We start from the raw sequence: 14,140 nt of genomic DNA, 5'->3' as shown, positions 1-14,140 counted from the left end.
TGGTACTTTTAAAATTCGTAATTGATTGATAACAACAAGGTTTTCATGAATTATTTTTTTAAGTACCGTGTTAATGTTAAAGAAACCTTTCCTAACCCTTATTTTGTTTCTAAGCTTCTGCAATTTGATTTTTGCACAACAGATTGCCACATCCAATACATTGCCATTAGAGGCTTTGATACAAAACACCTTAGGTCAAGGTTGTGTTGAAATTTCAAACATTTCTTCCCGCGTCAATGGTTCATCTGATAACCTTTCGAGTTTTGGACGTTTTTCAAAAGAGAACTCAAATTTTCCGTTTCAAAACGGGCTTGTTCTTACCACTGGGGATGTTCTTTCGGCCGGGAATGTATTAAATACGAGTCCACTTAATGATGGCACGAGGTCTTGGGGAACCGACCCCGATTTGGAAGCGGCATTGGGCATTGATGGAACAATGAACGCAACCTCTATCGAGTTTGATTTTATATCTGCATCCAACCAAATTGCATTCAATTATATTTTAGCATCAGAAGAATACTTAGGCACTAATCCCTGTCTTTATTCGGACGGTTTTGCTTTTTTAATAAAAGAAGCTGGTTCTACGAGTCCATATACCAATATAGCCCTAATCCCGGGGACCTCAACACCTGTGAACACCACCACGATACGACCGGAGATTGTCGGCTATTGTCCTGCTGAAAATGGAACCTATTTTTATGATTATAATGATGGAGACACCAATTATAACGGAAGAACAACCGTACTGACGGCAACTGCAAATATAAAACCTAATGTCGCCTACCGAATTAAATTGATCGTGGCAGATCAAAAAGATCCATTTTATGATTCTGCCGTTTTTATAGAAGGTAATAGCTTTAATGCCACCGTAGACTTAGGCCCAGATATATCTACCTGTGCAACATCAATGCTATTAAATGGCAGTATTGACAACTCGTTAGCCACTTATAGATGGTTCAGAAACGGTACCTTAATTCCAGGTGCCACGAATGCTATGCTTACCGTCAATCAATCAGGAAACTATAAGGTTCGTGCGAGTGTAAAACTCAATAATAAAACTTGCGAGCTGGAAGATGATATCACCATCACCTTAAATGCACAACAAACCTTAGCTAACATTCCAGATTATAGCTTGTGTGACGATTCTTCCAATAATGGCTTGGAAGTTTTCGACCTACACTCAAGAAATAATGAGGTTTTAAAACTACTCCCACCATCAAATTACAATATTTCTTATCACTACAGCCAAGAAGAAGCTGAAGCTGGCACAAACACTATTTTATCGCCCATCCAGAACACTGCAAATCCCCAAGATATATTTATAAGAATTCAAGATGTAGACAATGGCTGTCTTACATTTAGCGGAGTTCGATTAGTGGTCCATCCCTCTCCCACAATTACAGATCCCGGTCCTTGGACAATTTGCGATACCGATGGTACTCCTGATGGCGTAACTGAAATAGATCTTAGACAAATGGATTCTGATCTTACCAATAATGACCCGAATCTTTTTGTGAGCTATCATTTAAATGCCATTGATGCCAACTCAGGAGCTAATCCGGTGCAATCTCCTTTCACCAACAGTAATCCAAGTCATGTTTTTCATGTCAGAGTTTATGATGGCAATACGGATTGTTTTAGCACCACAACACTGGATGTTACAGTTGTTAATCCGCCGAGAGCAGCAATTGACAAACCCTATCTCAATGCCTGCGTGGATAGCGGCACGGGCTTTGAAACCTTTGACTTAACCAGCATCATCGATGAGCTTTTGGTTAACCTCTCGGATATTCCAGAAAATTTCTATGAATCAGAAGACGATGCAGAGGCGGGAATTAACCCCATAGCCAATGCTGCCAATTATCAAAATATAGTTTCTGAATTTCAGATTGTTTATATAAAAATCGTAGACGGTAACACTGGCTGCTTCAACATAGTTCCCATTGAGCTGCACACCGACATTACAATAACAGGATTGGTACGCGGTGATTTTAATGGTTGTGATGATGCTTCGGAAGATGGTATAGTAGACTTTGATTTGCTTGCGGTAGAATCACAACTGCTTAATGAATATGAAGGGTTTAAAGTGACTTTTTATGAAAGCCAAGCCGATCAAGAAAATGGATTAAATGCCATCGATAAAAACCTTCCATTTACTGTCAATTCCAATACCCCGCCTAATCCGCACATCATTTATATAACCGTTTCTGTTGATAACTGTGATACTTTTATCAGTATCAACTTAATTGTTAATCCACCACTTATAATTCCACCTCTTGTCCCTGTCACCTATTGCGATACAGATCAGGATGGTGTTGCAAACATTTTGTTGGAAACCTTTGATGCTCATGTAACTCATGGTATCAACGGCGCCAATGTCAGATACTTTGAAACAGAAGAAGACGCTTTAAACAACGAACCCTCTCTGGACACTCACTTTTATAACACCACTAATCCACAAACAATCTATGCGCGTGTGACCAATACGTTGACCTCATGCTATGACGTTACTCCATTGACTATTCAAATAGAACTACCGCCAGCGATTATTGGTCATGCTGATATCATCCAATGTGATGATGATTTAGATGGCTACTATGTTGTGGATCTCACAAGCAAAATTCCAGAACTCGTTGCAGATACAACAGGGCTTACAATATCGTTTCATAACAATTATAACCTGGCACTTAGTGGGGAAGACCCCATCTCCAATCCAGAGAATTATAACAGTCCCACACAGTATATTGCGGTACGCGTTGAGGATAATGTCACAGGATGCGTCAGTATAGCCGATCTTTATGTGTATATTAATACGAGACCTATATTTATTCCAATTTCTAACTTCGAAAACTGTGAAGCGGCTGGCAATCCGATTGCAGATTTTTATTTTTATGAGAAAGATGAAGAAATATTAAATGGACAGTCCGACAAGCATGTTTTATATTTTGAAACTTCTGAAGATGCAGAAAATCGTACAAACATAATCGATAAATTTGCGCCATATCCAAATACCTCAAGTCCACAAACGGTATATGTGAGAGTTGAAGCCACGACAGACGCCGACTGCTACGGCACAACTTCCTTTGATTTAGAAGTGGGTTCACTACCAGCATTTAATGCTCCAGAAGATGAATTTATTTGTGATGGCCTCAATAATGACGAGGTTGTTACTTTTGATTTGAACACAAAAATATCAGAGATATCAAAAAACATAAATGAACCGATAGACATCACTCTATACACCTCAGAAGCAGATGCAAAAGACCTTATTAATCCTATAAAAAACTTATCAAACTATACCAACAGCGTTAATCCGCAACCCATTTTTGCGCGAATTGAAAACGGTACGTATTGCTATGCACTGACCAAGTTTTCAATAAACGTCGTTCAGTTGCCCGCGGTTACTACGCCAACCGATATAATTGACTGTGATACCGACGACGATGGTACCATAGTTTTTGATTTAACCGTGGTGGAAATTGAAGTTTTAGACCTCAGACAGGATAATATTATAGTGACCTATCACGAGTCTTTGGAAGGTGCTGAAACCGATAGTGAAATTATATCAAGTCCTAATAAATATAAAAACACCTCAATTAATCAGACCGTTTATATAAAAATCAACAACACCGTTTCCAACTGCTTTGTCAATTTGCCCATTAAATTAAAAGTCAATCTGCCACCTGCTATAAATGATTTCAAAAATTATCGTATATGTTCAAATCCTGAGAAATATTTCGACCTCAATACCATAAATAAAACCATTACATCAGAATCGAATATCTCAGTCTCCTACTATTCAACTCAATCAGATGCTATAGCTGATGAAAATGCAATAAGTACGGATTACACCTATACAACCACAAACGATCGGATTTATGCGCGATTGGAAAACACAAAAACAGGCTGCATCTCCTATTATGATTTCCGTTTGGTCGTACTACCATTGCCAGTTGCAAATACACCAGATGATTTAGAAGATTGTGATGACGATTTTGATGGCTATCTTGCTTTTGATCTTTCTGAACAAACCCCAACAATCCTTAATGGTCAAAATCCGACAAATTATGAAGTTAGTTATCATAATTCGCAAAGTACAGCAAACTCAGGCTCCAATCCCTTAAAAGACATTTATGCAGCTAAAGACGGACAACTAATTTACGCAAGGGTTACCAACCTTATAACAGGCTGTTTCAGTACCACTCAATTTTCTGCCATTGTCCATCCAAGACCCGTAATTTCCATTACTGATCAGGTGCTTTGTATTGACAACGCACCATTAGTCGTAAATGCCGAAACCAATAATCCTTCAGATACCTATTTGTGGTCAACGGGAGCAACAACGCCTGAAATTGATATTACCACAATTGGCTCCTATTCCCTAACAATTACCAGCAGTTTTGGATGTCAATCTACACAAGAATTTCAGGTTATAGCATCGGAAGCCGCAAGTATTGACGCCACAGAAACTGTCGATTTTTCCGACCCCAATAACATCACCATTACCATTAGTGGGATTGGCAACTATCGCTATGTTTTAGATGATGGTCCACCACAAGAATCGAATGTATTCAACAACGTCACTTTAGGCTATCATACCATTACTATTATTGATTTGAATGGTTGTGCAAAAACCACAAAAGAAGTGGTAGTCATCGATGCTCCTAAATTTGTGACCCCAAATAATGATGGCTATTTTGATACGTGGCACATCAGCGGTATCGAAACTTTACCTGGAAGTGTAATCAATATATTTGACAGATATGGGAAGCACATTACCACCTTGACTTCAAGTTCTCAAGGTTGGGACGGGACTTATAATGGACACCTAATGCCCTCATCAGATTATTGGTTCGTTGGAAAAATTAAAAAAAACGACAATACTTTTGAGGTCAAAGGGCATTTTGCGTTGAAGCTTTAATGTCGTTGTTTAATTATATATTCTACATGATAAGACCGATCAAAACAGTAAAACCATCAATGATTCAAGGACTTACTGTTTTCTTCATATTCATATACTTCACTGGGTATTCTCAAAATGTTCAGGTGGATAGCCAAACCTATACGGCACAGCAGCTTATTGAAGATATATTTATAAACAGTAATTGCGTTCAAAACGTTGTGGTGACTAATGTTGTTGGTGGTAGTTTTAACAGTACAGACAAAAGTTATGGATATTTTGATGCTTCAGGCACAACCTTTCCAATTCAAAGAGGCGTTGTAATGAGTACGGGCCGCTTATCCAATGTACCTGGACCCAATACCTCGATAAGTGATGACGATGCCATTAATTGGGATGGCGACTCCGATCTGGAAAGAAGCCTTTCAGAAGGCAATACGATTAACGCCACCATTTTAGAATTTGACTTTGTTGCTGCTTCAAGTCAAATTAGTTTTCGCTACCTATTTGCATCCGAAGAATATCAGGAAAATAACACACGGACTTGTCGTTATTCAGATTTATTTGGATTTTTGATACGTTCAGAAAACGAACAAGAGTACACCAATATTGCTTTGATACCAGGCAGCCAGACCCCAGTAAAGGTGACCACAGTCCATTCTGGAGTTCCCGATGGCTGTGACGCGATCAACGAGACATATTTTGGCGGCTGGAACAATAGTACCGCTCCAATAAACTTTAACGGCCAAACCGAGGTGTTAACGGCAACGGCGAATATTATCCCTAACCAAAATTATCATGTTAAACTAGTCATTGCAGATGCCCAGAACTATAGATACGATTCGGCGATATTTCTGGAAGCAAACAGTTTTGAATTAAAAACCAATCTTGGAGTCAATCGCCTGGTATCTACCAATAATCCAGTCTGCGAAGGTGACAGCATGGTGCTTAACGCCGTACAGCCTGGCAATTTGGAGTATGTCTGGTATAAAGATGGTGCTCTCGTGGAAACTCAGAATGCAAGCTGTCCTAATTGCGGCACCTATGCAGTTACTGGGCCTGGAACCTATGGCGTTGAAGTTACTTTAGCAAATGGTTGCAAGGCTTATGGCGAAATTATTATAGAATATGCTACTAACCCATTGGCATCAAATGCAATTTTGCTGGCCTGCGATGAGAATCAGGATGGGATTACTTTTTATAATTTACTCGAGGCAAATACTGATTTAACAAACAATGACGACACTTTGATCGTCTCCAATTTTTACACTACTTATAACGATGCTGTTAATGCAACGAACGCCATTCCAGATCCTGCCAATTTTCAAAATTCGAGTCCAGCTCAAACCGTATTTGCCAGAGTAGAAAACCAAAACCGTTGTTTTACAATTGGCGAATTGACTTTAGAAATTTCAAACACCACCATTAATGCTGCGCCTTTAAATGCTTGTAAAGGCCCTAGTGATGACCTTGCGACTTTTGATTTGAATCAAATAACAGCGGATATCCAAAATCAAATTCCGACAAACAGTACGGTGCAGTTTTATGAGAATGAAGCAGATGCCTTTACAGAATCCAATTCTATAGGTCCAATATATACGACTGATATTGAAATTCAACAAACCATTTACATTAAAATAAACAGCAATAGCTCTTGCTATGCATTAACAACAACCCAATTAAATGTCTTACACAGTCCATTATTAGAACCTGATGAAACTATTCTTTACTGTTTGAACAGCTATCCAGATACCATACGTTTATTTGGAGGAATTCAAAATACACCGTCAAACGCATATCGTTTCCAGTGGTTTTATAATGGTGTTGAAACAGACGTAGACACATCCTTTATTGATATCAACGCGATTGGAACGTACACCGTCAATGTCACAGGACCTAATGGTTGTTCAAATGTGAAAAACATTACCGTTATCCCATCGGATATTGCTACTATTGAAGCCATCTCAATAATTGAAGGTTCCAACAACAATAGTATTGAGATCAACGTTTCTGGGGATGGTGATTATGAATTCGCTTTTAACAAAATTACGGGGCCGTATCAAGACAGTAATGTATTTACCGCTCTTGACCCGGGAATTCATACCATTTATGTAAGAGATAAAAAAGGTTGTGGCATTTCTAAAAAACAGGTATCTATTTTGGGGTTCCCTAAATATTTCACACCAAACGGCGATGGCATAAATGATATTTGGAGCCTATATGGCATTACTGATCAATTTAGTCGAGCCCTCCGTATGAATATCTACAATCGGTATGGAAAGCTTATATTTCAACAAACGAAACCGAGTGGTGGTTGGGATGGCACTTATAGTGGCACCGCATTACCTGCCAATGATTACTGGTTTGAAGTGATACTTGCTGATGGAACGACGTATACGGGACACTTCTCCCTGGTGCGCTAATCCTTAACTTCAAGCAGAAGAAAAAGTTCTTTATTAGTACGATCTGCCGCTCAATTTAAGTCATAAAAAAACGTCCATGATTGTTATACCATGAACGTTTTTTTGTAAACATTCTAATACTATATACAAGTATTAGTAAAATGCGTTATAGCTAAATTTCTGGCCACCTACTGAGGCACTCGCCATAAGTCCTGCTTTTGGCAATGCAAATGTGGCAATCCCTTCGTTATAATTGGTATTTACTGCCACTCCTTTTTCTACGGCAACCGCAGTCGCTTCTGCTGAAAACTTAAAGTTGCCTTCTTTAAATCGGGCCAAATCAACATCAGTCTCAAAAAATATCACCTGAATAATGGCCTGACCTCCTGCTTGGAGCCCAATGTCCAATTTTTTTAAATCTGCCATTCCAACGGCAACACCGTTTTCATAAACCACGCCATTTCCAGCAGCACCACCAACGATAAATCCTCCCTTTCCTACATTTGGAAACAAAGCATATCCGGCAGCATTTTCAAAGTATTTGGTAAGCCCTGGATCTTTTTTAATAAGAGCTGCCTTCGCATCATCGGCATCAGACATTATCTTTTTATCCTTATCGGTTTGAGCAAAAGTGCTGAAAGCCATCAGCATGCATACTATAAAAGTAAATTGTTTTAAATTTTTCATGAGTTCTATTAATTTTAGATAAAATAATACTTTCTATTATAATCAACAGTTCGGTGATCAGAACTATCTCTAATAGTCTTGAGTAAAATTACTCGAAAAATCATTTTCAATTTAATCATATTGCCGTATTTCTTAACTCGAACACGCTATCCATCAATCCAACATTTAGGATTGATTTGAATCAGGAACTCGGACTACTAAATCCAAGTGTTAAGAATCAAGAACCTCAGCGTATTAAAACCCACCTCAGAAGTTAAAATATCAGGTATCTTCAAAAAACTTTGGTTAAATTTGTAAAATGAAATTCAAAATCAAATCAGAATTTAAACCTACTGGCGATCAGCCTCAGGCCATAAAAAAACTTGCAAAAGGTGTTGAAAGCAATGAGAGGTACCAAACTTTATTAGGTGTTACAGGTTCTGGAAAAACCTTTACCGTGGCCAATGTGATTGAAGAAGTACAACGTCCTACTCTAGTATTGGCACACAATAAAACCTTGGCGGCACAGCTTTACTCCGAATTCAAACAGTTTTTTCCAGAAAATGCTGTAGAGTATTTTGTCTCTTATTATGATTACTACCAGCCGGAAGCCTATATCCCTGTTTCTGGGGTGTACATAGAAAAAGACCTCTCTATCAATGAAGAAATTGAAAAGATGCGATTAAGCACCACTTCTTCCCTACTTTCGGGCAGACGTGACGTCATTGTAGTTGCTTCGGTATCTTGTTTATACGGAATTGGAAATCCAGTAGAGTTTCAAAAAAATGTCATCACTTTAAAAAGAGACCAGGTTATTTCACGAACGAAATTACTTCATCAATTGGTTCAAAGCCTCTATTCAAGAACGGAGGCCGATTTCAATCACGGAAATTTCAGAATAAAAGGTGACACTGTAGATATTTTTCCTGGCTATGCAGATTATGGTGTTAGGGTTCATTTTTTTGGTGATGAAATAGAAGAAATTGAAGCCTTTAATATTCAGACCAACAAGGTGATTGAATTGTATGATCAGATCAACATCTATCCGGCCAATATGTTTGTAACTTCTCCTGAAGTATTACAAGGAGCTATTCGGGAGATTCAGGATGACTTGGTCAAACAACATGATTATTTTAAGGATATTGGTAAACATCTTGAAGCAAAACGTTTAAAGGAACGCACCGAATTTGACTTGGAAATGATCCGGGAATTAGGCTACTGCTCCGGAATTGAAAATTATTCGCGCTACTTAGATGGTCGTTTGCCAGGAACGCGTCCTTTCTGTTTGTTGGATTATTTTCCTGATGATTATTTAATGGTGGTTGATGAAAGTCACGTGACCATTTCGCAAGTTCATGCCATGTATGGTGGGGATAGAAGCCGAAAGGAAAACTTGGTAGAATACGGATTTAGACTTCCTGCAGCCATGGATAATAGGCCTTTAAAATTTGAAGAATTTGAAGCCATGCAGAATCAAGTCATCTATGTTAGTGCAACTCCCGCGGATTACGAATTGCAAAAAAGCGATGGTGTGTATGTGGAACAATTGATTCGCCCTACAGGCTTGTTGGACCCGACGATTGAAGTGCGTCCGAGTTTGAACCAAATTGACGATTTGATTGACGAAATTCACCAACGGGTTGAAAAAGATGAGCGCATACTTGTGACTACATTAACCAAACGTATGGCCGAAGAATTGACCAAATACCTGGACCGAATCCAAATTAGGGTACGTTATATCCACAGTGATGTAGACACTTTAGAAAGAGTGGAAATCATGCAAGATTTACGGAAAGGTTTATTTGATGTTTTGGTAGGTGTTAATTTGTTACGTGAAGGACTGGATCTACCAGAAGTATCGTTGGTGGCAATCTTGGATGCGGATAAAGAAGGATTCTTAAGATCCAACCGTTCCTTAACCCAAACTGTAGGTAGAGCAGCAAGACACCTAAATGGAAAAGCAATCATGTATGCAGACAACATTACCAATAGTATGCAGAAAACCATTGACGAAACCAACTATAGGCGCGAAAAACAAATTGCTTATAATACAAAACATGGCATTACGCCAACTGCACTGAATAAAAGCCTGGACAATGTTTTGTCTAAAAACTCAGTAAGTACGTATAGTTATGAATTGGAAGCCATAAAAGCAGCAGAACCAGAAAGTCAATACTTGACCAAGGATCAATTGGAAAAGAAAATCCGCGAGAAACGAAAACTTATGGAGCAGGCAGCCAAAGCCTTAGATTTTATTATTGCAGCGCAGTTGAGAGACGATATTAAAGCATATCAGGGGAAGTTGGAGGAGTTGAAGGCGTGATCGAGTGGCGAGTGATTGAGTGGTGCGTGGTGAGTAGAGGGGTTAAATTTGTGAAATTTAAAGATTACCGATTTAAGCTTGTATATTGTCTTGAATAACGAATAACGGCCAACATTAATCAGGGTGTTCATCTATAAAAACCTTATACAAAAAATCTGCGGAAAAATAATCCAACGTAAACTACCTTCTGATGTCTACAAACTGAGGACAAATCACTCAAATTCCATGACATCATCAGCCACTATCTGCAAAATCTACGAGGAAATAGCATAACTCAAATTACCATACTGAAGCCTGCCTACTGAAGACTGAAGACCGTCTACTTAAAACCTAATTATACTGTACCTTAAAAATATCAATCAAAAAATCTGGGGGAACTATCTTATCAGGAAAGCTTTCCATTAAATCCAATACGCGATTTATGGATTCATGGCTCAAGCCCATTCGCAATCCAAAATTATGCAATTTTACAAGTTCTTTGTTTGTAATATTTTCACCGAGGTTCATCAATAACACCAATCTGTGAAACTGGACAATCCGTTCGCTATGCGATTTTAAATGCACATAGCTCACCGGATATTCAAACAAATAAACAAGGTCTTCTCTGGATATGTCCAATTGTTTGGCCACACCTAAGAGAAATTTATATTCTATGGTTTTAATGGAGTCATCCGTTTGAGCAAATGCAATCATTTCCGAAAGGAGACTCAATTTTTCTACACGATTTATCATAACTGAGGGAACTTATTTTATAATTATAAAGTTAAAGAGAATTTTATTTTGATAATCGTTGATTATGAGTAGCTTATCGAAAATCAGACTGTAATTCATCGCATTTTTCCTACTTTCATACATTTTTAAGAACCAATTGACTGATCATCAGTAAATTATAAAAATAATGCGTTTCATCGATTTTTCACAAATCAAATCTTAGTTTCGATGAACTGCACTATTAGTTTATTTATAAATTTGTTCTGCCTAAATAAACCTCCATACTCATGAAAGTTCTTCGTTTTTTATTGATTGTCATACTTGGATTTAATGGTTTTGGTTATGCCCAAAGTACAGCATCCGTACAGGTGTCAACATTTTATATCGATGCACCCCAATTACAAGTTGAAAAAACCATTTGGGTCTATTTGCCAAAAGCCTATGCCCATTCTAAAAAAGATTATCCTGTGGTTTATATGCAGGACGCACAAAACCTTTTTGATGCTGATACATCTTATGTAGGCGAATGGAATATAGATGAATATCTTGATTCCATATCAGATAATAAGTCTATCATTATAGGAATTGAACACGGCAACGAAAAACGGATGGAGGAATTGACACCATTTTCCAATGAAGAATATGGCGGTGGAAAAGCTGATGCATACCTCAGCTTTATCATCAACACGCTCAAGCCACATATTGATACCACCTATCGCACCTTAAATAGTGCTGAGCATACAACCATATTTGGATCCTCTTTAGGTGGCTTGCTATCTTTTTATGCTCTTATAAAATATCCAGAGACTTTTGGAAATGCAGGGATATTTTCGCCATCGTTTTGGTTCAGTAATCGTATTTTTGAATTTGTATCTGGAACTGATGTTTCTCCGAACTCGCGATTCTATTTTCTGGCTGGCTCTGAAGAAAGTAAAGGAATGATCCCAGATATGAACAAAATGATAGGAATCTTACGCAAAGAAGGAGTTCCTGAAAATCACATCAAAAGTACCATTATAAAAGAAGGCCAACACAATGAATCGTTATGGCGCGAAAGTTTTCCAGAAGCTTATGAGTGGTTGATTAGGGATTAGAGGAAAAATCTTTGGATATTAAAATTAAAAGAAGAATAATAAAATGCTAATTTTACTCAATAACTTCAATAGTGGACTTACATAACTTTCCGAGCATTTGAGAGGACTACTTAAAAATTTTAGATGATTAATGGTTAGCAAATACATAGAAATTTAATAAGTTTAAATTATGACAAACAACGATATATTCAAAAAACTACGGGTAGCACTCCAATTGAGAGATGACGAAATAGTTAAAATTCTTGAACTGGTAGATTTCAGAATCTCAAAAAGTGAATTGGGTGCTTTTTTCAGAAAAGAAGACCATCCGAAATACATGGAGTGTGGAGATCAAATTTTACGTAATTTCTTAAATGGTTTGGTCATTCATCTGCGGGGACCAAAGCCTGTTAAAGACAGTAAAGGAAAACCGAAGAAAGAGGGCTAACCAACATCCTTGAGACAAGCTTGGGAGAGGCTCAATTGAAATAGTTGTTGGTGTCGGATCCATCTTCTTACTAAGAGACAATTGGAAATTTAAAATTTCATTCTACCATTGAACATCAATCTGGAGGAGAAATTTTTGAACTTCACATTGGCGTTTAGTAGATCGGTCAGCAGACCGGTAATCTATTCCTACCAATCCTTATGGTAACTGGGCCCACCAACATATTCCAATCCGTTTAAGGCTTTTAGAATACACCTACCGGTCGGCAGACAGGGGTCTTACTAAAAAGACCTGACAGCGCCAATAGCTATCGGCACAGTCAGGTCTGAAATAATCTAATGTTAAATTCTAATTCTTAAGCTAAAACCGCTTGTACTTTGTCTGCTGCTTCCTGGAATTCAGTAGCACTTAAAACGTCCAATCCTGAATCGTCAAGCAATTGTTTGGCGATATCAGCATTCGTTCCTTGCAAACGTACAATAATCGGCACCTTAATATTACCCATGTTTTTGTAGGCGTCAATCACACCTTGTGCAACTCTATCACAACGTACAATTCCTCCAAAAATATTGATCAAGATTGCTTTTACACCTGGATCTTTTAGGATAATTCTGAATGCAGCCTCAACACGAGCGGCATCTGCAGTACCACCAACATCCAAGAAGTTTGCCGGCTCTCCTCCTGCTTGTTTGATCAGGTCCATGGTTGCCATGGCCAAACCAGCACCGTTAACCATACAGCCAACGTTACCGTCTAAATCAACATAATTAAGACCCAAAGCTCCAGCTTCTACTTCAATGGCATTTTCCTCACGTAAATCACGTAAATCCAAATAATCTTTATGTCTATATAACGCATTGTCATCAATAGTAACTTTTGCATCAACAGCAATAATCTTATCATCACTTGTTTTCAACACAGGGTTGATTTCAAATAAAGATGAATCTGATTTATCATAAGCTGTATAAAGATTGGTTATGAACTTGGTCATTTCCTTAAAGGCATTGCCTTCCAAACCAAGGTTAAAAGCCACACGTCTTGCTTGGAACGGTAAAATTCCAACGGATGGATCAATTTCTTCAGTAAAAATCAAATGAGGAGTTTCTTCAGCAACTGTTTCAATATCCATTCCACCTTCAGTAGAATACATGATCATATTGCGTCCGGTACTTCTATTTAAAAGAACGGATACGTAAAATTCACTGGTCTCACTTGCTCCTGGATAATAAACGTCTTCGGCGACTAAAACCTGATGTACCTTTTTGCCTTCTGCAGAAGTCTGAGGTGTAACCAATTGCATGCCGATAATATTACCAGCAATTTCTTCAACTTCTTTTAAGTTTTTGGCCAATTTAACACCACCACCTTTACCTCGTCCACCTGCGTGAACTTGTGCCTTGATCACGTGCCAGCTTGTTCCGGTCTCGGTGGTCAATTGTTTTGCTGCAGCAACAGCTTCGTTGGCGTTTTTTGCGACAATACCACGTTGGATACGTACTCCAAAACTGCTTAAAATATCTTTTCCTTGATACTCGTGTAAATTCATCTTTAAATGTTTATTTTGTCATGTCCTCAATCCGAATAGCTATCGCGAGGAATATTTTAAAATGGTCTTCA

General features: G+C 38.2%; 8 protein-coding genes. 5 read left to right on the top strand and 3 right to left on the bottom strand.

Features of this window, described 5'->3' with window-relative positions; genetic code table 11:
* Positions 1 to 73 precede the first annotated feature (73 nt).
* Both H3Z82_RS09820 and H3Z82_RS09815 read left to right on the top strand, forming a co-directional pair.
* A complete protein-coding gene (locus tag H3Z82_RS09820) occupies positions 74 to 4,921 on the top strand; it encodes a T9SS type B sorting domain-containing protein (RefSeq protein WP_182205327.1) in 4,848 nt (1,615 codons plus the stop codon).
* 26 nt (positions 4,922 to 4,947) lie between these two features.
* Positions 4,948 to 7,323, top strand: coding sequence for a T9SS type B sorting domain-containing protein (locus tag H3Z82_RS09815; protein WP_235982422.1), 2,376 nt, complete (start codon positions 4,948 to 4,950; stop codon positions 7,321 to 7,323).
* A gap of 132 nt (positions 7,324 to 7,455) precedes the next feature.
* Here the strand turns inward: H3Z82_RS09815 and H3Z82_RS09810 are convergent, their stop codons facing one another.
* The gene (locus tag H3Z82_RS09810; RefSeq protein WP_182205326.1) at positions 7,456 to 7,989 is read right to left on the bottom strand and encodes a lipid-binding SYLF domain-containing protein; all 534 of its coding nucleotides are present in this window, start codon (positions 7,987 to 7,989) and stop codon (positions 7,456 to 7,458) included.
* Positions 7,990 to 8,287: 298 nt separating this feature from the next.
* On the opposite strand from H3Z82_RS09810, the gene uvrB reads away from it, so the two are divergent.
* Positions 8,288 to 10,291: an excinuclease ABC subunit UvrB gene (uvrB, locus tag H3Z82_RS09805; protein ID WP_182205325.1), complete on the top strand. Its 2,004-nt coding sequence runs from the start codon at positions 8,288 to 8,290 to the stop codon at positions 10,289 to 10,291.
* Between the two features lie 330 nt (positions 10,292 to 10,621).
* Here the strand turns inward: uvrB and H3Z82_RS09800 are convergent, their stop codons facing one another.
* Positions 10,622 to 11,023, bottom strand: coding sequence for a TerB family tellurite resistance protein (locus H3Z82_RS09800; RefSeq protein WP_182205324.1), 402 nt, complete (start codon positions 11,021 to 11,023; stop codon positions 10,622 to 10,624).
* Between the two features lie 266 nt (positions 11,024 to 11,289).
* Between H3Z82_RS09800 and H3Z82_RS09795 the strand changes: the two genes are divergently transcribed.
* Positions 11,290 to 12,096: an alpha/beta hydrolase gene (locus tag H3Z82_RS09795; RefSeq protein ID WP_182205323.1), complete on the top strand. Its 807-nt coding sequence runs from the start codon at positions 11,290 to 11,292 to the stop codon at positions 12,094 to 12,096.
* Between the two features lie 169 nt (positions 12,097 to 12,265).
* Positions 12,266 to 12,523, top strand: a complete 258-nt coding sequence (locus tag H3Z82_RS09790; RefSeq protein ID WP_182205322.1) for a DUF1456 family protein — start codon at positions 12,266 to 12,268, stop codon at positions 12,521 to 12,523.
* A 355-nt stretch (positions 12,524 to 12,878) separates the two neighbouring features.
* Here H3Z82_RS09790 and sucC read toward each other — a convergent pair whose 3' ends face one another.
* Complete coding sequence (gene sucC, locus H3Z82_RS09785) at positions 12,879 to 14,069, bottom strand: ADP-forming succinate--CoA ligase subunit beta (RefSeq protein WP_182205321.1); 1,191 nt, start codon at positions 14,067 to 14,069, stop codon at positions 12,879 to 12,881.
* Positions 14,070 to 14,140 lie beyond the last annotated feature (71 nt).

The organism is Gelidibacter maritimus, from assembly GCF_014062315.1.
GTDB classification, from domain to species: domain Bacteria; phylum Bacteroidota; class Bacteroidia; order Flavobacteriales; family Flavobacteriaceae; genus Gelidibacter; species Gelidibacter maritimus.
This window is presented reverse-complemented; position numbering and strand designations above follow the sequence as displayed.

Excerpts from the sequence above, each read along its gene's own strand:
- H3Z82_RS09820 (WP_182205327.1), top strand. The coding sequence starts at position 74 with ATGTTAAAGAAACCTTTCCTAACCCTTATTTTGTTTCTAAGCTTCTGC.
- uvrB (WP_182205325.1), top strand. The coding sequence starts at position 8,288 with ATGAAATTCAAAATCAAATCAGAATTTAAACCTACTGGCGATCAGCCT.
- H3Z82_RS09800 (WP_182205324.1), bottom strand. The coding sequence starts at position 11,023 with ATGATAAATCGTGTAGAAAAATTGAGTCTCCTTTCGGAAATGATTGCA.
- H3Z82_RS09795 (WP_182205323.1), top strand. The coding sequence starts at position 11,290 with ATGAAAGTTCTTCGTTTTTTATTGATTGTCATACTTGGATTTAATGGT.
- H3Z82_RS09810 (WP_182205326.1), bottom strand. The coding sequence starts at position 7,989 with ATGAAAAATTTAAAACAATTTACTTTTATAGTATGCATGCTGATGGCT.
- sucC (WP_182205321.1), bottom strand. The coding sequence starts at position 14,069 with ATGAATTTACACGAGTATCAAGGAAAAGATATTTTAAGCAGTTTTGGA.
- H3Z82_RS09815 (WP_235982422.1), top strand. The coding sequence starts at position 4,948 with ATGATAAGACCGATCAAAACAGTAAAACCATCAATGATTCAAGGACTT.
- H3Z82_RS09790 (WP_182205322.1), top strand. The coding sequence starts at position 12,266 with ATGACAAACAACGATATATTCAAAAAACTACGGGTAGCACTCCAATTG.